Genomic DNA, 24,567 nt, shown 5'->3' on the forward strand with positions numbered 1-24,567 from the left:
CAAGGTCAGGGGCTGTGTGCGTGAGAACAACGGGGAAAACCTGCGTATCTCACACCTAGACCGAAGCGCGCTTATGGATCACTATTCCGCCAATCCCGCGCTGAGAGACGCGGGTTTGCCGTGAATCGAAAGGAGATGCGCGTGGATGATGTCGTAACACAGGTGGGTGCCTTTGCCCCGCTGATCATAAGCGCAGTCAAAGCGCTGGTCGTACTGATCCTTGGATGGATCATTGCTGGCGCCATTGCCGGTGTAGTCCGGCGCAGGATCAATGCGACACCGCATATTGATCAGACGCTTGGGAATTTCGTCGCCAGTCTGGTGAAATGGGTCATATTGGCCATGGTACTGGTTGCAGTGCTGGGCATCTTTGGCATTCAGGCGACAAGCATCGTCGCCATTTTGGGTGCTGCTTCTCTGGCCATTGGTTTGGCCCTTCAAGGAACGCTGAGCGATCTTGCTGCGGGCGTTATGCTGGTTGTCTTCCGCCCTTACAAGCTGGGTCAGTATGTTGATATCGGCGGCACCGCAGGCACTGTTAAGGATCTGAACCTGTTCACGACCGAGCTGGTGACGCCGGACAACGTGCAGATCATCGTTCCCAACGGACAATCCTGGGGATCGATCATCACGAACTACTCGGCGCATGACACGCGGCGTGTCGATCTGGTGTTCGGCATTGATTACGGTGACAGCGCTGATGAGGCGATGAAGATCATTCTGGATGTCGCGAAGGCCGATGACCGAATTCACTCAGATCCAGAGCCGTGGGTGCGCGTGACCAACCTGGGCGACAGCTCGGTCGATCTGACCGCACGCCTGTGGTGCAACGCCACCGATTACTGGGACCTGAAGTTTGAGATCACTAAGGCCGTGAAAGAGGCGTTTGACGCCAAGGGTGTGTCGATTCCGTATCCACATACCGTGGAAATTCGGAAAGAGGGCTGAACTCTCCCGCCCGTCGAGCGGGCATTGGAAATGCCCTCCTCCGGTTGGGCCCGGCGCCGCGCTTTTAGCGCGGCGTTTTTTTGTTGGTGCAAAAGTCGTTCGATCAAAAGAAAAGCGGCGCGCCAAAGGCACGCCGCCATGCCCAACGCTGCAAAGCAGCCGCTTCAGCGGCTCCTTACAGGGGCGGGAGTGCTTCAGGCGTTGACGATTGCCTCGGGCGAGACAACGTCCAGACCCAGCGCCGTACCAACAGCTTCGTAAGTCAGCTGACCGGCATGGACGTTCAGACCTGCCAGCAAATGCGGGTCGTCCTGACATGCTTTCTTCCAGCCTTTACCCGCCAGTGCCAGCAGGAACGGCATGGTCGCGTTACCCAATGCGATGGTCGAAGTCCGCGCAACCGCGCCCGGCATGTTGGCTACGCAGTAGTGCATGACGCCGTCCACTTCATAGATCGGGTCAGCATGGGTGGTCGCTTTGGAGGTTTCAAAGCAGCCGCCCTGGTCGATCGCAACATCAACCAGAACCGCACCGGGTTTCATGGTGGACAGCTGCGCGCGCGAGATCAGCTTGGGTGCCGCAGCGCCGGGTATCAGAACCGCACCGATGACCATGTCGGCTTCCTGGATCAACTCGGCCGTTGCGCCGGCTGTCGAGTACTGGCTTTTGAACGTGCCGCCAAAGACGTCGTCGAGGTAACGCAGGCGTGGCAGAGACCGGTCCAGAACGGTGACGTCAGCGCCCATGCCGGCCGCGATCTTGGCTGCGTGGGTACCAACAACGCCGCCGCCGATCACGATGACTTTGGCCGGGCCAACGCCGGGAACGCCACCCATCAGAACACCGCGGCCGCCATTGGCCTTTTGCAGGGTCCACGAACCGACCTGAGGTGCCAGACGACCGGCAACTTCGGACATCGGCGCCAGCAGCGGCAGGCCGCCTTTGGAATCTGTTACGGTTTCATAGGCAATCGCCGTGCAGCCCGACGCCAGCAGGTCGTGGGTCTGGTCTGGATCAGGTGCCAGGTGCAGGTAGGTGAACAGCAGCTGGCCTTCACGCAGCATCTTGCGCTCGACCGCCTGGGGTTCTTTGACCTTTACGATCATGTCCGCGGTCGCAAAAACTTCTTCTGCGGTGTCGACGATGCGCGCACCTGCAGCGACATAAGAGTCGTTGTCAAAGCCGGAACCCATGCCGGCATTGGTTTCAATGATGACCTCGTGGCCGCGCGCAACAGCTTCTTGCGCAGCGTTGGGGGTCATGCCAACACGGAATTCCTGGGGTTTGATTTCCTTGGGGCAACCGATTTTCATTTCTCGCTCCTCCATTCATAAACTGCCCAAATTATGTGCAATTCGGGATGCAATTTCTGTGAAACTCTGCCCGTCATTCGGGTTTTCTTTGCGAGATTCTTCGGTATTATTGGAATTTCTTGCAAAGGACTTGCGCGTATGAGCCTCGATACGACCGATAGAAAGATTCTGGCCGCCCTGCAGAGAAACGGCAGGATGTCGAATGCCGAGTTGTCAGATCAGGTGAATCTGTCGCCGTCGGCATGTCACCGGCGCGTCCAACGGCTTGAGGCCGAAGGGTACATTCGAAACTATGTGGCGCTGTTGGATGCGCGCAAAATGAACGTCCCGACCACTGTGTTTGTTGAAATCACCCTGCAGGGTCAGGCGGAGGAGTTGCTGGATGCGTTTGAAAAGGCGGTGGCGCGTATTCCTGACGTTCTGGAGTGTCATCTCATGGCGGGGACGGCGGACTATATTCTGAAGGTTGTCGCCGAGAATACCGAGGATTTCGCCCGAATTCACCGTCAGTACCTGTCGCGCTTGCCCGGCGTGGCGCAAATGCAAAGCTCATTTGCTTTGCGCACTGTGTTCAAGACGACGGCCTTACCGGTGTGACCGTCAGGCTGGGGTCGGGTAGGTGAACAGGAACAGATGCACTGCATTGAAGCCGAAATGCATCAGAACGGGTACCCACAACCGACCGGTTGCATAAAATCCCAAGCCACAGGCGGCACCAAGAATCGCGGCATAAGCGACTAGGGCCGGACCGCCCGGAAAATGAGCTAGACCAAACAGCAGGCCGGCCAGAGTCACACCAAGTGCTGCACCAAGTTTGGACGCAATAAGCGACTGCAGATACCCGCGGAAAAAAGCCTCTTCCGTCAGGCAGGTCAGAAACAGGTTCGACAATGCAAAAATCAGCCACCAAGGCGGTAGGCTGAGTTCTGGCCGGATGGCCTGCGCGGCCAGCCCAACGGCGAAGAGGGCGGGCAAGGTCGCAAGGCCCACCAGCAACGGTGTTCTTCGGACAGGTCTCGCTGAATCGGTCATTCCCGGCCAGGCCAGCAGGACCGCAAACAGCACCATTGGCTTGTCCAGATTCAAGTACATTGAAAACGCCGAACTGTCCGGTCCGGCGTAGACCCGGTCCAGTACCATCAGGTTTTGAAATCCGGGCACCAGATGTGCGCCCAATGCAAGACACCAGCCGATCAACATCACGTGGCCAACCGCCGCGCCGGTGCCTGTAAGATGGTTCAGGGCCGCAGCCCCCAGCAATCCGGCAGCAACAACTCCAACAGCCAAAGGTGTGACCAGCCCTAGGGCGAGGGCGGTAAGACCAAACACCAACAGCAGCGTCAGGCCAAGTTGCCGCCGGCCCGAGGCCGCACTGACCATGCCGGCGATCAGTATGGACCAGGGCCATATCAATGGCAGAAGGGATAAAAAATACGCCACGGCTCTCTCATGTATTCAGGTGCGTATTGATGCCGTCGGACGCCCCCAAATGGCAAGGCCGTGCAAGGGTTAGCCTGTGCCTTACTGCCAGCGTTGCGTCAAATCAGACGCTTGTATCTAGGCGCAGGTCGGTTCAATTATAGGAATGACCGAACGTCTGCCTGTTTTACGGCCCCGCACCAACTTGAAATTGAACCGGCGCGGAGCGTTCATCAATTATATCTGATGACATCAGGCGGTCACACTCTCTGGGTATGGTCGGAACCCGTTGACTGATAAGGAGCAGATCTTGGCTTACCAACAAAATGACGCCCCAAAAGACTGGCTGGAAGCCGAGCTCGAAGACACGCTGGACGAAGATTTCGAAATCGAATTCAGCGAGCCGATGCTGTCGATGGAAGTTCGCAAGATCTATAAGGAACAGCATCCGGACATGCTGGACCGCAAGGTCTATTTCCAGAACTTGCTGCGATTGCAGGCCGAACTGATCAGGGTTCAGGATTGGGTGCAACACACCGGTGCCAAAGTGTGCATCCTGTTCGAAGGTCGCGACAGTGCCGGTAAAGGGGGGGTAATCAAGCGGATTACCCAGCGCCTGAACCCGCGTGTTGCACGTGTGGTTGCGTTGCCCGCACCCAGTCGCAGGGAACAAAGCCAGTGGTATTTCCAACGCTACGTGCCGCATCTGCCAGCAGCTGGCGAAATCGTTCTGTTCGACCGGTCCTGGTACAACCGTGCGGGTGTCGAACGGGTCATGGGTTTTGCCAGTGAAGATCAGGTCGAACAGTTCTTTCAGGACGTTCCTGAATTCGAACGGATGCTGGTGCGGTCGGGTATCATCCTGCTAAAATATTGGTTCTCGATCACCGACGAAGAACAGCAGTTGCGATTCCTGATGCGCATTCACGATCCGATGAAGCAGTGGAAGCTGTCGCCGATGGATCTGGAATCGCGCATTCGGTGGGAATCCTACACCAAGGCCAAGGAGGACATGTTGTTTCGCACGAACATACCCGAAGCGCCCTGGTACATCGTCGAAGGCAATGACAAAAAGCGCGAGCGCCTGAATTGCATTGAACACCTGCTGACCAAGATCCCGTATTCGGATGTGCCGCAGGAAAAGGTCGATCTGCCGGATCGAAAGTACAACCCGGAATATGAACGCCGGATTTTGCCTGACGATCTGTATGTTCCAAAGGTCTATTGAACTATTGAAGTTGAAATTGGTGCGAGGCAGGGTCGCCCCCGCCCCGCACCATGGTATCCGTTAAGCGGCGTCCATCATGCAGTCGAAATCATAATAGTTGAACACAAAGACATCACCTGAATTGTCCCCGGTCATGTCAGAGCAAGTCTCGACATCGTCCACAGGATTGTCATCGCCGGTCATCACCATATCGAAATCGTCGGTTTCGGGTTCCGCATCGGCATAGTCTGTGTCGTTCCAATCAAACTGGTCGAACTGCGCCTGAATCGATTGGACGAATGTCCGGATCTCGGCAAGAAACTCCTGAACGTCAAAACAGGCAAACTCTTCGGGTTCTTCCGTTCCGGGCGTTTCGGCCACCGGTTCCTCGGGCTCGGTAACTTCTGGGTCAGGTACTTCGGCCACAGGCTCCTCGGGCTCGGTAACTTCTGGGTCAGGTACTTCGGCCACAGGCTCCTCGGGCTCGGTAACTTCGGGGTCAGGTACTTCGGCCACCGGTTCCTCGGGTTCGGTAACTTCTGGGTCAGGTACTTCGGCCACAGGCTCCTCGGGCTCGGTAACTTCTGGGTCAGGTACTTCGACCACCGGTTCCTCGGGTTCGGTAACTTCAGGATCAGGCACTTCGGCCACCGGTTCCTCGGGCTCGGTAACTTCGGGGTCAGGTACTTCGGCCACCGGTTCCTCGGGTTCGGTAACTTCAGGGTCAGGCACTTCGGCCACCGGTTCCTCGGGCTCGGTAACTTCAGGGTCAGGCACTTCGGCCACCGGTTCCTCGGGCTCGGTAACTTCGGGGTCAGGTACTTCGGCCACCGGTTCCTCAGGCTCGGTAACCTCGGGTTCTGGCACTTCGGCAACCGGCTCTTCGGGCTGCGGGGTTTCTTCAACCGGTGGCGTCGGCGCCGGCGGAGTGGCAGAGCCGTTGTCCAGCATGACTTCACCCTGGGTGGCAGCAAAGTTCTGCGTCACCATCACAGCGTCGAAACCCTGCATGTCGCCGGTTTCAATTCCGATTCCGATGTATTTGAAATCCGGGTTCAGAATATTGGCGCGGTGACCGGGGCTGTTCATCAGGTTCTGATGAAGCTGGGCGACGTCATCGCTGATGCCTGGCGCGCCGCGCTCGGATTGCCAGGCGATGTTTTCACCTGACCGCCAGTTGCCCGAGAAGTCGAACCCGGCCATTTCCATCCGCTGCGTGGCGCTGGAACCACCCGAGCCGGTGTGGCTGAACCTGTCCGTTTCCAGCATCCATTCACTGTGATCCTCAGACGAGTCGTTCAGCCGCGTTTCAAGCTGTAGGGGGTCCAGCCCGCGGGATGTGCGCTCTTGGTTAATCAGCGCCAGCATTTCTTGTTCGATACTACTTGCAGTCGACATTTTTGCCTCCGATTGGTTTTTTGTCGTGGTAGACGGCGCCAGTTACAAAGGCTCGATACGACCTTCATAGGGATGGCGTGTTCAGAGGCGAGTTTTGGCGGGTCAGTGCTACCGCCACGGGATTCGCTGCGCTGCAAAATGCCGGGCAAAATGTTGCTGAGGGGGAAATGGCAGCTTGTCGCGCGTGGGCGGCCCGAGTCGGCATAAATCATCCGACCCTAAAAACGACAAACCCCCGGGCGATGCCTCGGGGGTCGTCAAATAGTGTCATCCAAAGCTGGACGAGCGAGGTTTTAGAGCAAACCTTCGCGCTGTGCTTTCTTACGTGCCAGTTTACGGGCACGGCGGATCGCTTCAGCTTTCTCGCGCGCTTTTTTCTCGGACGGTTTCTCGAAATGTTGCTTGAGCTTCATTTCGCGGAACACGCCTTCGCGCTGCAGCTTTTTCTTCAGGGCACGAAGCGCCTGATCGACGTTATTGTCGCGAACACTAACCTGCATGTGGTTGTCACCACCTTTCTAGATAGAGTTGCAAGGAAATTGCAGGAATTGGCCGTATAGCAAAGCCGTTCTATCTTGTCTAGTACTGGTCCCCAGAACCGGAGAACCGCCATGACCACCACATATGAAGACTCCAAGCAGCAGTTGTTGGACGCGATTTTGATCCATGTGCCGTTTGACGGCTGGTCCGAAGCCAGCTTTCGTGCAGCTATCTTAGATTGCAATATGGATGACACGCTGGCGCGCGCGATTTGTCCCCGTGGCGCGGTTGATCTGGCACTGGCCTTTCACGCGCGCGGCGACGCGGCGATGGAGGATCGGCTGAAGTCCTCGGACCTGAGCGAGTTGAAGTTCCGCGAGCGAATCGCCGCTGCAGTTCGGTTCCGGCTTGAGGCGGTTCCGGACAAAGAGCTTGTTCGCCGGGGTATGACGTTGTTTTCGCTGCCCACCTACGCAGCCGATGGGGCAAAAGCCTTGTGGCAGACCTGCGATCTGATCTGGGACACGCTTGGCGATTCCTCGGACGACGTGAACTGGTACACGAAACGAGCGACGTTGTCGGGCGTATATTCCTCGACCCTGCTGTTCTGGCTGGGCGACGATTCCCCCGATCACCAGAAAACCTGGGAGTTTCTGGATCGGCGGATAGACAACGTCATGCAGTTCGAAAAGATCAAGGCGCAGGTGAATGACAACCCGTTGTTCAAACCGTTTCTGGCGGTGCCGAACTGGTTGGCTGGTCAGGTAAAAGCGCCGACAAAGATACGGGCTGATTTGCCGGGTATGTTGAACCCGCGCAAGTAAGCGTCTGGGCCTTCTAGAAATTGCCTGCTAGGCATTGGGTAAAGGAGATTTGCCCATGACCCAGATGATGCGCGCTGTCGAAATCACCAAACCCGGTGGTCCGGATGTTCTGCAACTGACGGAACGCCCGGTGCCGGAACCACAAGCCGGGCAGGTGATCCTGAAAGTGGCCTATGCGGGTGTGAACCGCCCGGATGCGCTGCAGCGTGCCGGGGCCTATGATCCTCCTCAGGGTGCCAGCGATTTGCCGGGGCTTGAGGCATCGGGCGAGGTTGTTGCCGTTGGTGCCGGGGTCGAGGGTCTGGCCATCGGCGATCCGGTCTGTGCTTTGCTGCCCGGTGGCGGATATGCGGAATATGTGGCCACACCCGCTGCGCACTGTCTGCCAGTTCCTTCGGGAATGGGGATGAAAGAGGCCGCGTGCCTGCCCGAAACCTTCTTTACTGTGTGGTCCAACGTTTTCACGCGCGGCGGTCTGAAGGCAGGTGAGCGTTTTCTGGTGCATGGCGGGTCCAGCGGAATTGGCACGACAGCGATCCAGCTGGCGAATGCGTTCGGCGCTCGGGTGTTTGCAACTGCGGGGTCGGCTGAAAAATGCGAGGCTTGTGTGAAGCTTGGAGCAGAGAAGGCGATCAATTACCGGGACGAGGACTTCGTAGGCGTCATGCGCGCCGAAGGTGGGGCGAACCTGATCCTCGACATGGTTGGTGGCGACTATATCCCGCGCAACGTCAAAGCTCTGGCCGAGGATGGGCGTCTGGTTCAGATCGCTTTCCTGCAAGGTCCGAAGGTCGAGTTGAACTTTGCGATGATGATGGTCAAACGCCTGACCCTGACTGGCAGTACTTTGCGCCCTCAAAGTGATCTGGCAAAGGCGAAGATTGCGCAGGATTTGCGCGAGGCTGTCTGGCCATTGCTGGAGGCTGGGAAGGTGGCCCCCGTCATGGACAGTGAGTTTGATCTGGCCGAGGCGGCAGCCGCCCATGCGCGGATGGAAAGCTCGGGCCACATCGGCAAGATTGTCCTCAAGGTCGCTGGTTAAAACTTTGGCGCGGGCAGATCCCGCGCTTTTTCCGATCAGACCACTGCGCGGCGGTAAAGATGCCAGGTTGCATGGCCCAGGACTGGCATGACAACGATCAGCCCCAGCAGCATCGGGATGGCTCCGATGATCAACAGGGCCGCTACGATGAACCCCCATGCCAAAATCACACCGGGGTTATGCCGCAACACTCGGACCGACGTCACGACCGCCACAGGCAGACCGACCGGACGGTCCAACAGCAATGGAAAGCTGACGACGCTCATGGCCAATGCGACCAGCGCGAATAGAAACCCGATCGCGTTGCCGAAAATGATCATGGACCAGCCTGCGCCGGTGGTGAATACCTGGGTCACGAAAGCCCCGAGTGAGGTGGGCAGATCAGGCCCAAGCGTATGCGCATAGATGCTCTGCGCGACCATCAGCCAAATCAGCAGCAGCATGACCAGATAGAACCCCAAGGCCAGAATTGCACCGAAGGACGGGGACCGGAAGACGCCCAAGGCGTCCAGCCAATGGACCTCGCCGCCTTGCTCGCGTTTGCGGCTGATTTCGTAAAGGCCCACGGCTGCTATCGGACCGACTAGTGCGAAACCCATGATCAGCGGTGCCAGAAGGGGAACCATGTTGCGATTAAGGCCGAACCCGAACATCAGCAGACCTGCGATCGGGTAAACCAGTATGATGAAAATCGCATCCGCCCGTGTTTCCAGAAAATCATTGTACCCGGCCTGCAAACAGGCCTTCAGGTCCTGCATCGTCAGTGTTTGCACCTGCGGCAGATGCCGGGTGTCCGCGCTGCCGATGTGGTGCACGCTTTCGGTAATATGATCGCCGGTCGCGCCGATGTTTCGGGCGGCCCAACTGATCGGATTTCCTATTGTTTTGGCCATCTTGATCCCCTCCCTTTGCCAGTGCGCAACGGGTTGAATCCGGCGGTGGTTGCCTTTGGCCGGACCAGCCGGCAACGCTCAGGCCCCAGTATAGCACAGTTTTTCCCGTTGTGGTTGCGCGGCAGGAAAAACCTACCAATTGCCCTGTTTCACAGGCGTGTTAGCTTGGCGTCAGGCAACAGGAGGTCAGCATGCAGCAAACGGCAAGAACCGTCGTCATTCATGAACACGGCGGTCCCGAAGTTCTAAAGATCGAAGACCGGCCCTTGGGCGACCCCGGACCCGGCGAGGTTCGCATCCGCCACCGGGCCTGTGGGCTGAACTTCATTGATGTTTATCAGCGCACCGGGTTGTACCCGATGGATTTACCGCACGCGCTGGGCATGGAAGCGGCAGGTGTGATTGAGGCCGTTGGCGAAGGTGTTACCCATCTGAAACCGGGCCAGCGCGCAGCTTATGCCTCAGCTCCCGCCGGGGCCTATTGTGAGGCGCGCGTGATGCCAGCGGCGCAGGTGTGTCCGTTGTCCGAAGGGATTTCTTTTGACGCGGCTGCGGCGATGATGCTCAAGGGGATGACGGTCGAGTATCTGTTTCACCGGACAACGCCTTTGAAACGGGGTGACACGGTTCTGTTTCACGCGGCCGCCGGTGGCGTTGGTCTGATTGCCTGCCAATGGGCCAAGTCCGAGGGCATAACCCTGATCGGAACAGCCGGAACAGACGAAAAATGCAGCCTCGCGCAGTTCAACGGGGCTGCGCATTGCATCAACTACCGGACCGAGAACTTTGCCGAACGTGTGGCCGAAATCACCGGCGGCAAAGGTGTGGATGTGGTCATGGATTCCATCGGCGCGGACACGTTCAATGGCTCGCTGGACTGCCTGAAGCCTTTGGGAATGATGATCTCATTCGGCAATGCCTCAGGTCCGGTCCCGTTGATGGATATCGGTATTTTGGGCAAGAAAGGTTCCTTGAAAATCACTCGACCGACCCTGTTTACCCATATCGCCGACCCTTCTGTCTGTCAGGCAATGGCACGGCGGCTGTTCGGCAAGGTTGAAGGCGGCGAGGTCAAAATCCACATCGACCAGCGGTTCCTGTTGGATCAGGTGGCCGAGGCGCATCGGGTGCTTGAAGCGCGTCAGACCACAGGCAGCACGGTTCTGGAGCCGTAAAACCGACTGAGCCCGGCTCGTTGGTGTTTGATCTTGAAACGAAAAGCGGCGGCAGAATACTCTGCCGCCGCCTATTTGGGGAATGTCAGAAATTATTGCTGCAGTTCCGCCGGTGTTTTATCCGCGATGGTTTCCCAATTGGCGCTGGCTTGTTCGACAAAACCAGGGATGTCACCTTCCCAGCGCTGCTGGATGTCTTGCGACAGGTTCAGGTACAGCTTGTTGTCGACGATCTTCCAATAGGTCGGGTCACCGTCAAACTTGAAGCCCATCGCAGCGCCGAATGCGCAGTAGCCACCATATGCAGGCAGGTAGGCCTCGGGGTTTTCTTCGAACGCGGCTTTGTTTTCTTCATTGGCAAAGCGATACATCGCGTCGTTGTGCAGTGTGGTGATGCGGTAGTCACCTTTGGTCGGCTCGCCAGCGGTGAAGTAGGCAACCGGATCATAGCCCTGCATGGCCAGACCGGTCGAGCTTGCGTTCAGTTCAACACCAGCGGCCAGAGCCGAGCTTGCAATGGCAACAGACAGCGCGACGCCGCCGATAAGAGATTTGAACTTGTTCATTGTTTTCACCTTTCGTGAAGGGGCTGCCACGTGACGCAGAAAATTGCGCCCAGACAACCCAAGAGTTTTTTTGTCCGTGAGACCCGCAATTGGTCGTCACGGAACCCAAGTGGGCAGGCGGCCCATCACGTTCAAAGCAATCAATTGTGAATGTGCAGGGGCGAAGAGGCACTGTTCACAAATGCAGGGTAGGCCTTAGGTATCGGGCGTCAGATCCAAAACGAATTCGGTGACTTTTTCCGCGGGCATTTCGCAGGGGCGAAGAAGAGATCCGCGTTTGGTCAGATAAAGGTTCAGGCTGATGTAGTCGCTGCCGTCCAGTGCGCGTGCGACAAGTTTCTGCGACTTGCCGTCTGAAAATTCCGTTCGACTGACGATATACCGCCTGCCGTGGGCACGCCCGGTCGACGACCCCTTGGGGATGGCAAAAAAAGCGGTCAGGAAGGCGTTCGGGGCGCTCAAGACTGCCCGATTTTTGGTTCAGTGCCGGATTTGATGCGGGCAATATTCGCGCTGTGGCGCCAATAGACCAACAGGGTCAGGACGCCAGCCAGTAGCAGCGTTTGCGAACCTGTCAGCAGAAGGGCCCAGATAGTGGACGTTGCCGCCGCTGCAAGTGCCGCAAGGGATGAGATGCGCCAGATTGCAGCAGCAACCAACCAAGTCAAACAACAGGCCACACCGACGCGCCAGTCCAACGCCAGCCAGATCCCCAGAAACGTGGCGACCCCTTTTCCGCCCTTAAATCCCAGCCAAACCGGAAAGCAATGGCCCAAAAGTGCTGCCAGCGCCGCAATCTGCGCAGCATCCTCGCCCGCCAGTGCACGCGCCGACAGTACGGCAACTCCGCCTTTTGCGGCGTCGAAGATCAGGGTCAGGGCAGCGGCGGTCTTGTTGCCTGTCCGCAAAACATTGGTTGCGCCGATATTGCCCGATCCGATGTTGCGCAAGTTGCCCAACCCCATCACCTTGGCCAGGACCATGCCAAACGGGATCGACCCCATCAGGTATCCAAGTGCCGCCCACAGGATCAGCTGGGTCATTGTGCTGTCGATGATCGGCATCAGGATCTCCGGTAAACTTCTTGTCCTGCAACGAAAGTTGCGGTGACCTTACCCTGCATCCGCTGGCCGTCAAACGGTGTGTTCTGAGATTTGGATTTGAGCGAGAACCGGTCCAGCACAAAGGGCACATCCGGGTCAAACAGCACCAGATCCGCAGGCGCGCCTTCGGACAGGCGGCCACTTTCCAGCCCTAATCTTTTCGCCGGGTTTAGGGCCATTGCGCGGAACAGTGTCGGCAGGTCCAACTGCCCGGCATGATACAGACGCAAGGCGGCGGGCAGCAGGGTTTCCAGCGCTACCGCGCCGGAGGCTGCCTCTTCAAACGGCAGGCGTTTGCTTTCCTCATCCTGAGGCGTGTGCATGGAACTGATCGTATCAATCAGGCCGGTCCGCACCGCTTCGATCACTGCTTGCCGGTCATCCTCGGATCGCAGCGGCGGCTTGACCTTGAAGAAGGTGCGATAGTCGGCGACGTCCAACTCATTTAAGGTCAGGTGGTGGATTGACGTACCTGCCGTGATGTCCAGCCCATTCCGCTTGGCCCGCTCCAGCGCAGGCAGGGCGCGGGCGGTGGTGATCTGGTCGGCGTGATAGGTGGCCCCGGTCATCTCTAGCAAAGCGATGTCACGGTCCAGTCCCATCCGCTCGGCCATTGGTGAGACGGCGGGCAAGCCACGCAGCACGGCGAATTTACCACTGGTGGCTGCGGCACCATTGCTGAGGATGGGTTCTTGCGGGTGGGCGATGACCAGCGCGCCACAGGCCCGGGCATAGGTCAGGGCGCGGGAAAACACCTTGGTGTTGGCGATCACGTGATCGCAGTCAGTAAAGGCGACGGCACCGGCATCCTGCAGGAATCCGATCTCAGTCATTTCGCGGCCTTCGCGACCTTTGGTCAACGCGGCCATTGGCAGGACGTTGACCGGAGTGTCGGCCTGCGCTCGGCGTGTGACGAACTCCAGACTTTCGGGCGTGTCGATCGCGGGGCTGGTATCGGGGCGGGTCACGATGGTGGTCACGCCTCCGGCCGCAGCGGCCAGACCGGCAGATTTATAGCTTTCCTTGTGTCGCTCACCCGGTTCACAGACCTTGACGCCGATATCGACGATGCCGGGGGCAAGGCACTGCCCGCCACAATCGACGACCTGCGCCTCCGGCGTCGGAGCGGCCCCTTCGCCGCGCGCAGCAATCCGGCCATCGGATACATGCAGCCAGCCTAGGCTGTCGGTGCCGGTTTCCGGGTCGATCAGGCGGGCGTTGGTGAAAAGTACAGCAGTCATTTCGAGGCCTCTTGGGCTTGGTGCAATGCCGCCAAAGCGGCTTCTTTGTCTTCTAGGCTATCAAAGAAAAAGAACGGCTTTAGTTCGATCCCAAATGGCGCGGGCCTGATATTAAGAGATGGAGTGATTTCAACGCTCTTTGAATGCCATTGCCTTGAAACCAAAAGCTTCCTGACGATCCATGCAGATTTTCTTGTAATCGCGTAGATGCAATGCGTGCGGTTGTAATAATCGATGAACAAAAAAGCGGTTGTGCTTATCGGGATGATGTAGAGCGGCAGATATTCCCACGACACCTTCAGTGAGAAAAGCACTGGAATCCAAACCACTAAAGAAATAGCAGCTAGCCAACTTCCAAAAAAGGACGCGTGCCTTGGGATCACGCGTTGATCGGGGCGAACGACCCACAAAACCTCTTCTTTGAGAGGTATCTTTGAACGCACCCAATCTTCTACGGCTGTCATCTAATCGCCCTCTCGATGGCGGCTTTGGTGGCGGCGGGATCAGCCTGATATTTGATCAGGTGTTTGTCGCCACCCTTTGTGACGATCTGGACAAAGCTGCCCATGAGGTTGACCGCCTGTATCTGGTTCAGCGCCACATTGCGCGGGCCAGGGCCGGTTAGGGTGGTGTCCGTCATCTGCCATGTGGTGGTCAGTTCTTCTGAGGCCAGGTACCATGCGCGAAAGGCAACCGCGGCAAGACCGGCGGGCGCCCCGGTCCAGACGTAGGGGTTGCCGACCAGCCACAGCACGATCATCGCGACGGCCATGGCCCCGGCGGCCAGCCATGTATTCGTGCGGATATACGCACCTTTGTCGGGGGTGAAGGTCACAGGATCAGCCACAGGATGCCTCCGATGACCACCAGCGCCACCACTGCCAGCATGGCCGACCCAATACGGCCGGGTTTATCGTCCTGTGGCGGGGTTTGCGGTGCCGAGAACGGTTCCGCGCTTTCGGTTTTAATTGCTCCACCGGTCCAGCTTGTCGCCTCTTCTGTATAAAGGCCGATCAGTTGCACTTTGGGGTCCGGTTGCAAAGTGGCGGCACGTCCCTGAAACGCGGCACTGCGCACGACCATGACCCAGCCTTCAACGCTGCCAAGTGCAGCCCGATCCAGTTGATCTTTGGGAACGCCGCACCCTTCGTTGAGATAGCCGAAAAGACCCAGTTCCTCGAGATCTGATACGGGAAAGACGTCGATCTGAACGGGATCCAGACCCTCGACACCCAGAATCTGGTCGGCGGCGCCCGGTTCGCGCAGGAACTTTGCTGCTTCGGGCCGCATGTCCAAGTGAAACAGGCGGAGGACGCCATGTTCGTGGGGGGCGACGTTCAGATCACTCATGCTGCCTCGCGCAGGTTGCGGGCCAACAGTTCCATTGCGGCCATGCGAACGGCGACGCCCATTTCGACCTGTTCCTGAATAACGGACCGGTTGATGTCGTCTGCCAAAGTGCCATCGATCTCGACGCCGCGATTCATCGGGCCAGGATGCATGACGATGGCGTCAGGCTTAGCCTGCGACAGCTTAGCGGCGTCCAGACCATAGCGGTGATAGTATTCCCGTTCCGAGGGGATGAACCCGCCATCCATCCGCTCTTTCTGAAGGCGCAGCATCATCACGACGTCGACGTCCTTCAGGCCCTCGTTCATGTCGTCGTAAATTTCGGCGCCAAACTCGGCAAACTGGCTTGGGAGCAGCGTCGGTGGTCCAATCAGATGAATACGGTTTTCCATTTTTCCCAGCAGGATCAGGTTTGACCTCGCCACGCGGGAATGTGCGACGTCGCCGCAGATCGCGATGTTCAGGCGGTGCAGGCGACCTTTGGCGCGGCGAATGGTCAGCGCGTCCAGCAGAGCCTGCGTCGGGTGTTCATGTTTGCCGTCACCGGCATTTAGCACCGCGCAGTTCACCTTCTGCGCCAGCAGGTCGACCGCGCCGGAATGCGGATGGCGCACCACCAACAAATCGGGGTGCATCGCATTCAGCGTCATCGCTGTGTCGATCAACGTCTCGCCCTTTTTGATCGAGCTGGCCTGCATCGCCATGTTCATCACATCCGCGCCCAGCCGCTTGCCTGCGATTTCGAAACTGGCCTGCGTGCGGGTTGAGTTCTCGAAGAACATGTTGATTTGGGTCAGGCCCGACAGCACGTCGGAATGCTTGGTCGACTGGCGGTTCATGTCGACGTATTTCTCGGCCAGATCGAGAATGGCAGTAATATCGGATTGCGACAGATGCTCGATGCCAAGAAGGTGACGATGGGCGAAACGCATTGGCGGGCTCCTGTCTGACAATCGCGCCGCTTATAGGAAGCCGCGCTGCGCAAGGCAACCTAAGGATCAGATCCTTCGGGCAGTTTCTCGCATCCGCCTTCGGGCAGGCACTGTTCGCCGGGCTTGCACCACTTGCCGTATCCGCAATCGATGGCCTTGACGGGAACACAGCCCTGATTTTTGGAACACTTGAACCCCTGACGGCACTGCGACCCGGTTTTTTCGCAAAGATACCAGCCGGGGCGTGAACATCCGCCACCCGGCAGGCAAGACGATCCGGATCCGCAAATGCGACCGTCGTCGCATGTCAGTGAAGGCAGTTCCAGAATGTCAGGTGTATTGCGCTCGCATTCGCCACGGGCATTGCAGATGCTGCCGCCGGGGCAGTCCAGACGCGACCTGCACTTATTTTGCCCCGCTGGTGCGCATCGGGTGCCGCCTGCCACGCAGCGTTCGAATGGGCCGCAGGTACGGCCGCCGCCGCAATAGGTGCCGCCCAATGGAATGCAGTGCCCGTCAAAGCTGCATCTTTGCCCGCCCGAGCAGCATGTGCTGCCACATTTGAATTGGCCCGCGCGGCACTGGCCATATCTGTCTTTGAACTGCGCAGAAGTAGGACTGCTGAGAATGATCAGCAGCAAACCAAGAAACAAGAATCGCAATACAGACAACATGAATATGGCAATCGTCGGCGCGATGGACTGACCAATCAAGGTCTATCTGCTTTCCCTCGTTCAAAAGGTGGTTAGATTGAGGGCTATGGAATCGGCTTTGGACTATCATACTGCCCGTGCTCTGCTGGAATGGCAGATCGAGCTGGGCGCAACGGATGCTATCGGTGATGCACCGGTGGATCGCTATGCGTTGCCGGATACTGCGCCCAAAGCCAAGAAACCCGCAAAGGCCCAGACCGCACCAGAAAAACCCAAGCAAGTTGATCCGGTTGCGGTTGCGAAATCTGCGGCACAGGCTGCAGGGTCGCTGGATCAGTTGCAGGCGGCCATGGACGCGTTTGACCATTGCGAGTTGAAACGCGGTGCGCGGCAGTTGGTCTTTGCCGACGGCACCCCGGGTGCGCGGGTGATGATTATCGGAGAGGCTCCGGGCCGGGATGAAGACCGCGAGGGCAAGCCTTTTGTCGGACGCGCCGGTCAGTTGTTGGACCGGATGCTGGCCGCGATTGATCTGAATCGGACCGAAAACGTCTATATCACCAACGTCCTGCCGTGGCGCCCACCGCAGAACCGGGATCCCAAGCCCGAAGAGATTGGCATGTTGAAGCCGTTTCTCGAACGGCACGTGGCCTTGGCCAAACCCGAGGTTCTGGTGGTGATGGGCAATATCAGCTGTCAGGCTGTTCTGGGTAAACGGGGGATCACACGGCTTCGCGGTCAGTGGGATCAGGCGATGGACTTGCCGGTTATCCCGATGTTCCACCCGGCTTATTTGCTACGTCAACCGCAGATGAAGCGGCAGGCATGGGCTGATTTGCTGGAACTCAAAGCAAGGCTGGAGGACAAGGCATGAAGATCCTCGCATTCTCGGACCTGCATATGGCGCGAAACCGTGCCGCAGACGTTGTTGCAGCCAGCGATGAGGCCGATCTGGTTATCGGAGCCGGGGATTATTGCAACATGCGGCAAGGGCTGGATGACGCGATGGCGATGCTGTGCGGCGTCAATGCGCCGCTGGTTCTGGTGCCGGGCAATGCCGAAAGTGCAGGTGAACTGACCGACGCTGCGCCGGAAGGCGTGCATGTTTTGCACGGGACAGGTATGACCGTGGATGGACTGCGTCTGTTTGGCCTTGGTTACGGCGTGCCAGTGACGCCATTCGGTGAGTGGTCCTGTGATCTGACGGACCCTGAAGCGGCTGAATTGCTGGATCGTTGCGAAGGGGCTGACATCCTGATTGCCCATTCTCCGCCCAAGGGTCACGGCGATCTTACGTCGACGGGTGATGCGGTAGGATCGGTGGCGGTCCGTGACGCAATCGAGCGATTGCAGCCGCAATTTGCCCTTTGTGGCCATATCCATGACAGCTGGGGTTACCGAGGCGCAATCGGCGTGACGCAGATCGCCAATCTTGGCCCCACAGTAAATTGGTTCGAGGTCACCACGTGATTGAAACAGTTACGTTGCTGGCGTTTATCCCGGCGGCAATTGCCCTGAATCTGACCCCCGGGGCGGACATGATGTTCTGCTTTGGGCAGGGGCTGCGGTCCGGGGCGCGGCCTGCAATCGCCGCCAGCGCAGGTATCTCCGTCGGATCGATGGTTCACGTTCTGGTGGCGGGTCTCGGTCTAGGAGCGGCTGTGGCGACGATGCCCTGGCTGTTCGATGTGATCCGCTGGATGGGCGTTGCTTATCTGCTGTATCTCGCCTGGGGGGCGTTTCGGAATGGGGCGGTCTCTGCGGATGCTCCCTCCGGTCCCACCCAATTGGCATTCCGGGACGGGCTGGTGGTGAACCTGACCAACCCTAAGGTAATTCTGTTTGTTCTGGCTTTTATCCCGCAGTTCGTGAACCCGGCGGCGGGATCGATCCTGCTGCAGTTCCTGATTTTCGGATCCATCATTGCGCTGGGCGGATTTGTGGTGAATGGGCTAGTGGGAATTTTTGCCGGTGGTGCGGGGCGGATGCTAATCGCGAACCCGCGCGCTTCGCGCATCATGGGCTGGGTGACAGGAGGGATTTTCGCAGCCCTCGCGATCCGGCTTGCCATCTTGGAAAGGGCCTGAGGAAACATGTCGCGCATTGATGAGACCAAAGACTTCATTCCGGTCCGTATCGCCGTGCTGACCGTCTCGGACACGCGGTCGCTGGACGAGGACAAATCCGGCCAGACACTTGTGGACCGCATCGAACGCGCCGGGCATCACGTTGCTGATCGCAGCATAATACAGGACGAACGCAACAAGATCGCTGATCAGTTGCGGACTTGGATCGCTAACCCGGAAATAGATGTGGTAATTTCAACCGGGGGTACCGGTTTGACGGGGCGCGACGTAACTGTCGAAGCGCATCGCGATGTCTATGAGAAGGAAATCGAGGCTTTCGGCACGGTGTTCACAATCGTTTCAATGGAGAAGATTGGTACGTCGGCCGTGCAATCACGTGCGACCGGTGGCGTGGCGGGTGGTACCTACCTGTTTGCATTGCCCGGCAGTCCCGGAGCCTGCAAGGACGCCTGGGACGGGATATTGGAGAAACAGTTCGATTATCGCCACCGTCCCTGCAATTTCGTCGAAATAATGCCCAGATTGGACGAACATTTGCGACGGAAGTAGACTGGTCGCACGTTAAACCGTTCATAACCGCTTTGTGGCTTGGCATTTTTTGCTGCCCAGCTACCTTTTGCTAATGGCAGCCTGATGCAACCGGGGTGAATTTTATATGCGATTTCTGAGGCAAAGCCTTGTTGGAGTCTTTTTGACGTCGTTGACAGTGGCCCTGTTGTTTGTGGCGGCGCAGATGATTTCGGGCGCCGTGCAAGACGTTCTGACGCGGGAGGAGTCGGCTCCGCAGGCGCGAGAGCGTGTCTTTGCCGTTTCTGTTCGGTCTGCGGAATTGGAAACCATCACTCCATATCTTGAAGCCTTTGGCGAGGTTCAAAGCCGTCGCAGGTTAGAACTGCGGGCCGCGCTAGGCGGGCGCGTTGTCGCGTTGGCCGAAGATTTTGAAGATGGCGGTGTGGTAACAACAGGTGAAGTTCTGGTTGAACTTGATCCCGCAGACGCCCAGTCCGCGCTGGACCGGGCAAAATCCGATTTGCTGGACGCGCAGTTTGAAGAGCGTGACGCGGAGCGGTCGCTGCTGCTAGCACAGGACGAGTTGAACTCGGCTGAGGCGCAGGCGGAGCTGCGCGGGCGCGCCTTGCAGCGCCAACAGGATTTGCAGACCCGCGGTGTCGGGGCCGCAGCATCTGTGGAAGAGGCCGAGCTGGCCAAGGCTGCTGCGCAGCAGGCGGTGCTGGCGCGGCGGATTGCACTGGCCCAGGCCGAATCCCGCGTCGATCAGGCGACCACCCTGTTGTCACGAGCCCGCATTGCGCTTGAGGCTGCTGAACGCGATCTGGATGATATGACAATCCGCGCCCGGTTCGGGGGCACATTGACGGATGTAACGCTGGTCGAAGGACGGCTGGTGTCCGCGAACGAAAAGCTGGCGGAACTTGTCGACCCCAATGCATTGGAGGTGGCATTCCGCGTCTCAACCGCGCAATACGTCCGATTGCTGGACGCAGCCGGTGATCTGATCGACGCACCGGTGACAATCTCGCTTGAGGTCACGGGCACTGACCTGACCGCACAAGGCCGCATTAGCCGCGACAGCGGATCGGCGGGCGAAGGGCAGACCGGGCGTTTGATCTATGCCCGACTGGATGAGGCGTCGGGGTTCAAGCCGGGCGATTTTGTTACCGTCACAGTGCAGGAACAACCGCTGGACAACGTAGTACTGCTGCCGTCTTCGGTTCTTGATGCTGTTGGCACAGTGTTGGTGCTGGATGAGAACGACAGGCTCGAAGCGCTTCCAGTCCAGCTGATCCGGCGTCAGGGCGATGAGGTCTTGCTGCGCGGCGAAGGTTTGGTTGGGCGTGAGGTCGTGATAGGCCGCACGCCGCTGCTGGGATCGGGCGTGCGTGTCCGGCCCCTGCGGATAGATGATAGCGCCGGGGCCGCACCGGATATGGTTGAGCTGTCTGTGGAACAGCGCGCTAAGTTGGTCGCTCAGGTTGAGGCCAGCACCCGCATGCCAAAGGACGTCAAAGAACGGGTTCTGGGTCAGTTGAGCGAGGCCAAGGTGCCCGCCTCGCTTGTCCAGCGGCTTGAAAACAGGGCGGGGGGCTAAGCGTCATGATGCGCGAGATCCCCGGCGCGGCAGGCGGCATCCTTAGTTACTTCACGCGTCACAAAACAGTGGCAAACCTGCTGCTGCTGGTGATGCTGGTCCTGGGCGCGGCGGCAATCCCGAACATGCGGGCACAGTTCTTTCCGGATGTGATCCTGGAACGCGTCGACGTGAGTGTGGACTGGGATGGGGCCGGTCCCGAAGATGTGGACAACGGTATCGTTCAGGTGCTTGAGCCCGCCTTGCTGGCGGTCGAGGGTGTCGCCAGCACCGAGTCCACGTCACGCGAGGGGCGCGCCAGCATTCGGCTCGAGTTCGAGCCAAACTGGGACATGTCCCGCGTCGTCGAAGAAGTACGGACCGCCGTCGACAGTGTCACCAGCCTACCCGACGATGCCGAAGAACCAACAATCCGGCGGGGTGCCTGGCGGGACCGGGTTACAGATGTAGTTGTCACCGGGCCTGTCGATCCTGATCAACTGGCCAAATTCACGGACGAATTAATCAACCGTCTTTTCGCGGTCGGGGTTACCCGTACCACGATTCGGGGGCTTGCTGCGCCGCGCATCGTGGTCGAGATACCAACCGCCCAACTGATTGCCAACGACATCACCCTGTCCGAGGTCGCATCAGCTGTGGCGGCCGAGGTCAACGCAAACCCAGCAGGCGATGTGACTGGCGCGAATGCCCGTATTCGCACGGGTACGGAAAAGCGCACACCCGAAGAAATCGAAGGTATCGCCCTGCGCAATTTTGCGGACGGATCCAAGTTGCTGGTGGGCGATGTGGCGCAGATCCGGGTCGAAGGGGTCAACCGCAATCGCAGCTACTTTGTGGGCGAAAATCCGGCAATGTCGGTGCGGGTAGATCGCTCAAACCTGGGTGACGCGATCGAAATCCAGCACGCGGTCGAAGACGTTGTGACGGAAATGCAGGCCAGCGTTCCCGAAGGGGTGACGATCGAGCTGATCAGAACCCGCGCTCAGGCGATCACCGACCGTCTGGATATTCTGGTCGACAACGGCCTTGTTGGCTTGGGCCTTGTGGTCTGCCTGCTGTTTTTGTTCCTGAATGCGCGGATCGCCTTTTGGGTCGCAGCAGGTATTCCGGTTGCCATGTCCGCTGCGATTGCCTTCATGTATATCGGCGGGCTGTCGATCAACATGGTGTCCCTGTTCGGCTTGATCATCACGCTGGGCATTGTTGTGGATGACGCCATCGTCGTGGGTGAGCATGCCGATTTCCGCGCGCGCCGATTAGGTGAGGCCCCAATGGTGGCCGCTGAACGAGCGGCGCGACGCATGGCGATGCCGGTCTTTGCGGCGACCCTGACGACGGTGATTGCCTTTTTTGGTCTGACCCTGGTTGGCGGCCGGTTCGGAGAGTTGATCCGTGACATCCCCTTTACCGTTATCGCGGTCCTGATAGCGTCGCTGATCGAATGCTTCCTGATCTTGCCGAACCACATGGCGCATGCCATTGCGCATTCCACGAAAGAGCACTGGTATGACCTGCCCAACCGCGTGGTCAATCGCGGGTTCCGCTGGGTGCGGGATCATCTGTTCCGACCGTTGATCGCCTGGGTTGTCTGGGCGCGATATGTGGTGGTGGCAATGATGGTGGTGATCCTGGCCAGCCAGGTTGCCCTGTTCATTCGAGGTGACGTGAACTGGCGGTTCTTCAATGCGCCTGAACGTGGCTCGGTCACGGGCAACTTCATAATGGTTGAAGGCGCCACCCGCGCCGAGACTGTGGCCATGATGCATGAGCTGCAGCGCGCGACCGAAGAGCTGGGCCAGATTTATGAAGACCGCCACGGTCGTAACCCGATCGACTATGTGCTGGCCGAGGTGGGCGGGTCCGCAGGATGGGGATTGGCCGCCGCTGATGGCAAAGACGCTGACTTGCTGGGTGGTATTTCCATCGAGCTGATCGATGCGGATCTGCGCCCCTATTCCAGCTTTGAGTTTGTGGGTGAGTTGCAGGATTTTGTTCCGCGCCACCCGAAGGTCGAACTGCTCAGCTTCCGGGGATGGCGCTCTGGGCCCGGTGGCGATGCCATTGACGTTCAGTTCTATGGTTCGGATGTGAATACGCTCAAGTCCGCTTCCGAGGATTTGCAGACCGAGCTTTCGAAATACCCTGAAGTTTCCGCGCTGGAAGACAATCTTGCCTATGACAAGGAAGAGTACATTTTGGACCTGACGGCCCAGGGACAATCGCTGGGGTTCAGGATCGAAACGCTGGGTCGCGTCTTGCGCGACCGGTTGAACGGGATCGAGGCGGCGACCTTCCCGGACGGCCCTCGTAGTGCCGAGATCAGGGTTGAACTGCCCGAAGGAGAGCTGACCGCCGACTTCCTGGAACGCACTCTGATGCGTACACCGGACGGCGTTTATGTGCCGCTGGCCGATATCGTGTCGGTCGAGCGAAAATCCGGCTTCTCGACCGTCCGGCGCGAAAATGGCCTGCGGGTGATATCGGTGAATGGCGACATCTCGGAAGATGACCCGACGCGCGCGGCTGAGATTGCACGTGCCATGGGCGAGGAAATCCTGCCGAAAATCGCCTCGGAACGACAAGTTGAATGGCGGATGGCCGGTCTGAGCGAACAGGAAGACGAGTTCCTGTCTGAGGCGCGCACTGGCCTGATCCTGTGCCTGACGGGTATCTATCTTGTGCTGGCCTGGGTGTTTGCCAGCTGGACGCGGCCACTGGTGGTGATGGCGATTATCCCATTTGGGTTGGTCGGCGCGATCTGGGGGCACTACCTGTGGGAGGTTCCGCTAAGCATGTTCACGGTCGTCGGTCTGCTGGGGATGACGGGGATCATCATCAACGACTCGATTGTTTTGGTGACGACCATCGACGATTACCAAAAAGAGCGCGGGCTTGTGCCTTCGATAGTTGAAGGCACCGCAGACCGGTTGCGGCCTGTGATGCTGACGACGCTGACCACGGTTCTGGGGCTGACCCCGTTACTGTACGAAGGGTCGCAGCAGGCGCAGTTTCTCAAACCCACAGTCATTACTTTGGTCTATGGACTGGGCTTTGGTATGTTGCTGGTTCTTCTGCTGGTCCCGGCGTTGCTTGCCATTCTGAACGATCTGTCACGCCCAATGACCGCGATGCGTCGGGCGGCACGTGCCCCGGACCGTGTGGTGCAGGGGGCGTTGGCGTGTTCGGGCCTCGCCTTGCTTTCATGGTTTACGGTCACGATGGTGTGGCCCGCAGTTTACGGCGCGCCCATCGGGTTCTTGTCCGGGCTTTATGCGGGCGAGGATGGCATGGCTATTCTTCGGATGGGCTTGGGCGCATTCGTTACAGGTGCCGCGCTGATACTGTTCCTCAGCGTGGCAGTCTCTGGCTTGCTTTACGCCCGGCTCAAAAGGCCCGCGACCTAAGTCCGGCGCAGGGCGGTTTCCAGCAGATCGATGACGCGGTTGCTCATCTCTAGTTCGCCGCGGCGGATCTGATCCACAGGGAACCAACGCGCATCGAGCGCGTCGTCACCTGCAATGGGGTCGCCGGTTTGATACTGACAGGCCACGCCTACCAGCAGGTAGTGTGTCTGGACGTCGCCGTTTTCGTTCCAGCGCAGCAAATCAAGATTGTCTAAGTAGTGCTGTGGGTCTGCAATGACCGAGGTTTCTTCGCGCAGCTCTCTTTGCGCGGCTTGCAAAACAGTCTCGCCCCATTCCACGTGACCCCCAGGAAACCCCCATAGCCCAGCATCAGGTTGCTTGCTGCGTTGAACCAGCAGCACTTGGTCCTGATGCAGGACTACTGCCAAAGCGCCGATTTTTGGAGTTTGTGTCATGAAATC

The 24,567-nt window shown here is 58.6% G+C and carries 27 protein-coding genes; 12 read left to right on the forward strand and 15 right to left on the reverse strand.

The window, feature by feature from the left end; genetic code table 11:
- Positions 1-135: 135 nt before the first annotated feature.
- Positions 136-948: a mechanosensitive ion channel family protein gene (locus AC2FJE_RS14125; RefSeq protein ID WP_496761125.1), complete on the forward strand. Its 813-nt coding sequence runs from the start codon at positions 136-138 to the stop codon at positions 946-948.
- A gap of 194 nt (positions 949-1,142) precedes the next feature.
- Here the strand turns inward: AC2FJE_RS14125 and ald are convergent, their stop codons facing one another.
- The gene (gene ald / locus AC2FJE_RS14130; protein ID WP_108860695.1) at positions 1,143-2,261 is read right to left on the reverse strand and encodes an alanine dehydrogenase; all 1,119 of its coding nucleotides are present in this window, start codon (positions 2,259-2,261) and stop codon (positions 1,143-1,145) included.
- Positions 2,262-2,399: 138 nt separating this feature from the next.
- Here ald and AC2FJE_RS14135 point away from each other — a divergent pair, with 138 nt between their 5' ends.
- Positions 2,400-2,858: an Lrp/AsnC family transcriptional regulator gene (locus tag AC2FJE_RS14135; protein ID WP_058278916.1), complete on the forward strand. Its 459-nt coding sequence runs from the start codon at positions 2,400-2,402 to the stop codon at positions 2,856-2,858.
- A 3-nt stretch (positions 2,859-2,861) separates the two neighbouring features.
- On the opposite strand, the gene AC2FJE_RS14140 is transcribed toward AC2FJE_RS14135, so the two are convergent.
- Complete coding sequence (locus AC2FJE_RS14140) at positions 2,862-3,701, reverse strand: CPBP family intramembrane glutamic endopeptidase (RefSeq protein WP_496758413.1); 840 nt, start codon at positions 3,699-3,701, stop codon at positions 2,862-2,864.
- A 289-nt stretch (positions 3,702-3,990) separates the two neighbouring features.
- Here AC2FJE_RS14140 and ppk2 point away from each other — a divergent pair, with 289 nt between their 5' ends.
- Positions 3,991-4,908 (forward strand): polyphosphate kinase 2, encoded by a 918-nt coding sequence (gene ppk2 / locus AC2FJE_RS14145; protein WP_109313013.1) that lies wholly within the window; start codon positions 3,991-3,993, stop codon positions 4,906-4,908.
- 60 nt (positions 4,909-4,968) lie between these two features.
- On the opposite strand, the gene AC2FJE_RS14150 is transcribed toward ppk2, so the two are convergent.
- A complete protein-coding gene (locus AC2FJE_RS14150) occupies positions 4,969-6,285 on the reverse strand; it encodes a CAP domain-containing protein (protein WP_496761075.1) in 1,317 nt (438 codons plus the stop codon).
- A gap of 293 nt (positions 6,286-6,578) precedes the next feature.
- Positions 6,579-6,785, reverse strand: a complete 207-nt coding sequence (gene rpsU, locus AC2FJE_RS14155) for a 30S ribosomal protein S21 (RefSeq protein ID WP_005614280.1) — start codon at positions 6,783-6,785, stop codon at positions 6,579-6,581.
- Positions 6,786-6,896: 111 nt separating this feature from the next.
- On the opposite strand from rpsU, the gene AC2FJE_RS14160 reads away from it, so the two are divergent.
- On the forward strand, positions 6,897-7,589 hold the full coding sequence (locus AC2FJE_RS14160; protein WP_282169850.1) for a COQ9 family protein: 693 nt from the start codon (positions 6,897-6,899) through the stop codon (positions 7,587-7,589).
- Positions 7,590-7,644: 55 nt separating this feature from the next.
- Positions 7,645-8,631 (forward strand): NAD(P)H-quinone oxidoreductase, encoded by a 987-nt coding sequence (locus AC2FJE_RS14165; protein ID WP_496761076.1) that lies wholly within the window; start codon positions 7,645-7,647, stop codon positions 8,629-8,631.
- Positions 8,632-8,666: 35 nt separating this feature from the next.
- Here AC2FJE_RS14165 and AC2FJE_RS14170 read toward each other — a convergent pair whose 3' ends face one another.
- A complete protein-coding gene (locus AC2FJE_RS14170; RefSeq protein ID WP_496761077.1) occupies positions 8,667-9,524 on the reverse strand; it encodes a DUF2189 domain-containing protein in 858 nt (285 codons plus the stop codon).
- A 191-nt stretch (positions 9,525-9,715) separates the two neighbouring features.
- Here AC2FJE_RS14170 and AC2FJE_RS14175 point away from each other — a divergent pair, with 191 nt between their 5' ends.
- Positions 9,716-10,699, forward strand: a complete 984-nt coding sequence (locus tag AC2FJE_RS14175) for a quinone oxidoreductase family protein (protein ID WP_496756555.1) — start codon at positions 9,716-9,718, stop codon at positions 10,697-10,699.
- A 92-nt stretch (positions 10,700-10,791) separates the two neighbouring features.
- Here the strand turns inward: AC2FJE_RS14175 and AC2FJE_RS14180 are convergent, their stop codons facing one another.
- From AC2FJE_RS14180 to AC2FJE_RS14220, 9 genes are all read right to left on the reverse strand, one after another.
- Positions 10,792-11,265, reverse strand: a complete 474-nt coding sequence (locus AC2FJE_RS14180; RefSeq protein ID WP_058273690.1) for a YHS domain-containing (seleno)protein — start codon at positions 11,263-11,265, stop codon at positions 10,792-10,794.
- 195 nt (positions 11,266-11,460) lie between these two features.
- Positions 11,461-11,727, reverse strand: a complete 267-nt coding sequence (locus AC2FJE_RS14185; RefSeq protein ID WP_282169849.1) for a hypothetical protein — start codon at positions 11,725-11,727, stop codon at positions 11,461-11,463.
- The gene (plsY, locus tag AC2FJE_RS14190; RefSeq protein ID WP_282169848.1) at positions 11,724-12,329 is read right to left on the reverse strand and encodes a glycerol-3-phosphate 1-O-acyltransferase PlsY; all 606 of its coding nucleotides are present in this window, start codon (positions 12,327-12,329) and stop codon (positions 11,724-11,726) included. The genes AC2FJE_RS14185 and plsY overlap by 4 nt, the downstream gene beginning before the upstream one ends.
- Positions 12,329-13,609, reverse strand: coding sequence for a dihydroorotase (gene pyrC / locus AC2FJE_RS14195; RefSeq protein ID WP_496698684.1), 1,281 nt, complete (start codon positions 13,607-13,609; stop codon positions 12,329-12,331). The genes plsY and pyrC overlap by 1 nt, the downstream gene beginning before the upstream one ends.
- Positions 13,606-14,073, reverse strand: a complete 468-nt coding sequence (locus AC2FJE_RS14200; RefSeq protein WP_496756552.1) for a hypothetical protein — start codon at positions 14,071-14,073, stop codon at positions 13,606-13,608. Before AC2FJE_RS14200 ends, pyrC begins: the two co-directional genes overlap by 4 nt.
- Positions 14,070-14,456 carry a hypothetical protein gene (locus tag AC2FJE_RS14205; RefSeq protein ID WP_282120066.1) on the reverse strand — a complete coding sequence of 129 codons (387 nt, stop codon included), beginning with the start codon at positions 14,454-14,456 and terminating at the stop codon, positions 14,070-14,072. Before AC2FJE_RS14205 ends, AC2FJE_RS14200 begins: the two co-directional genes overlap by 4 nt.
- The gene (locus AC2FJE_RS14210; RefSeq protein ID WP_282120067.1) at positions 14,441-14,959 is read right to left on the reverse strand and encodes a hypothetical protein; all 519 of its coding nucleotides are present in this window, start codon (positions 14,957-14,959) and stop codon (positions 14,441-14,443) included. Before AC2FJE_RS14210 ends, AC2FJE_RS14205 begins: the two co-directional genes overlap by 16 nt.
- A complete protein-coding gene (locus tag AC2FJE_RS14215) occupies positions 14,956-15,891 on the reverse strand; it encodes an aspartate carbamoyltransferase catalytic subunit (protein ID WP_496756549.1) in 936 nt (311 codons plus the stop codon). Before AC2FJE_RS14215 ends, AC2FJE_RS14210 begins: the two co-directional genes overlap by 4 nt.
- Before the next feature lie 59 nt (positions 15,892-15,950).
- Positions 15,951-16,604 (reverse strand): scavenger receptor class F, member 2, encoded by a 654-nt coding sequence (locus AC2FJE_RS14220; protein ID WP_282120069.1) that lies wholly within the window; start codon positions 16,602-16,604, stop codon positions 15,951-15,953.
- Positions 16,605-16,650: 46 nt separating this feature from the next.
- Between AC2FJE_RS14220 and AC2FJE_RS14225 the strand changes: the two genes are divergently transcribed.
- From AC2FJE_RS14225 to AC2FJE_RS14250, 6 genes are all read left to right on the forward strand, one after another.
- Positions 16,651-17,418, forward strand: coding sequence for a uracil-DNA glycosylase (locus AC2FJE_RS14225; protein WP_496756545.1), 768 nt, complete (start codon positions 16,651-16,653; stop codon positions 17,416-17,418).
- Positions 17,415-18,014 (forward strand): metallophosphoesterase family protein, encoded by a 600-nt coding sequence (locus AC2FJE_RS14230; RefSeq protein WP_109312951.1) that lies wholly within the window; start codon positions 17,415-17,417, stop codon positions 18,012-18,014. The genes AC2FJE_RS14225 and AC2FJE_RS14230 overlap by 4 nt, the downstream gene beginning before the upstream one ends.
- The gene (locus tag AC2FJE_RS14235) at positions 18,011-18,631 is read left to right on the forward strand and encodes a LysE family translocator (RefSeq protein ID WP_496756543.1); all 621 of its coding nucleotides are present in this window, start codon (positions 18,011-18,013) and stop codon (positions 18,629-18,631) included. The genes AC2FJE_RS14230 and AC2FJE_RS14235 overlap by 4 nt, the downstream gene beginning before the upstream one ends.
- A gap of 6 nt (positions 18,632-18,637) precedes the next feature.
- A complete protein-coding gene (gene moaB, locus AC2FJE_RS14240; protein ID WP_496698696.1) occupies positions 18,638-19,180 on the forward strand; it encodes a molybdenum cofactor biosynthesis protein B in 543 nt (180 codons plus the stop codon).
- Positions 19,181-19,286: 106 nt separating this feature from the next.
- On the forward strand, positions 19,287-20,741 hold the full coding sequence (locus AC2FJE_RS14245; protein ID WP_496756540.1) for an efflux RND transporter periplasmic adaptor subunit: 1,455 nt from the start codon (positions 19,287-19,289) through the stop codon (positions 20,739-20,741).
- A gap of 5 nt (positions 20,742-20,746) precedes the next feature.
- Positions 20,747-24,145, forward strand: a complete 3,399-nt coding sequence (locus AC2FJE_RS14250) for an efflux RND transporter permease subunit (RefSeq protein ID WP_496756538.1) — start codon at positions 20,747-20,749, stop codon at positions 24,143-24,145.
- On the opposite strand, the gene AC2FJE_RS14255 is transcribed toward AC2FJE_RS14250, so the two are convergent.
- Positions 24,142-24,561 (reverse strand): NUDIX hydrolase, encoded by a 420-nt coding sequence (locus AC2FJE_RS14255; RefSeq protein WP_058273587.1) that lies wholly within the window; start codon positions 24,559-24,561, stop codon positions 24,142-24,144. The genes AC2FJE_RS14250 and AC2FJE_RS14255 overlap by 4 nt on opposite strands.
- Positions 24,562-24,567 lie beyond the last annotated feature (6 nt).

The organism is Ruegeria sp. CDSC002, assembly GCF_059610905.1.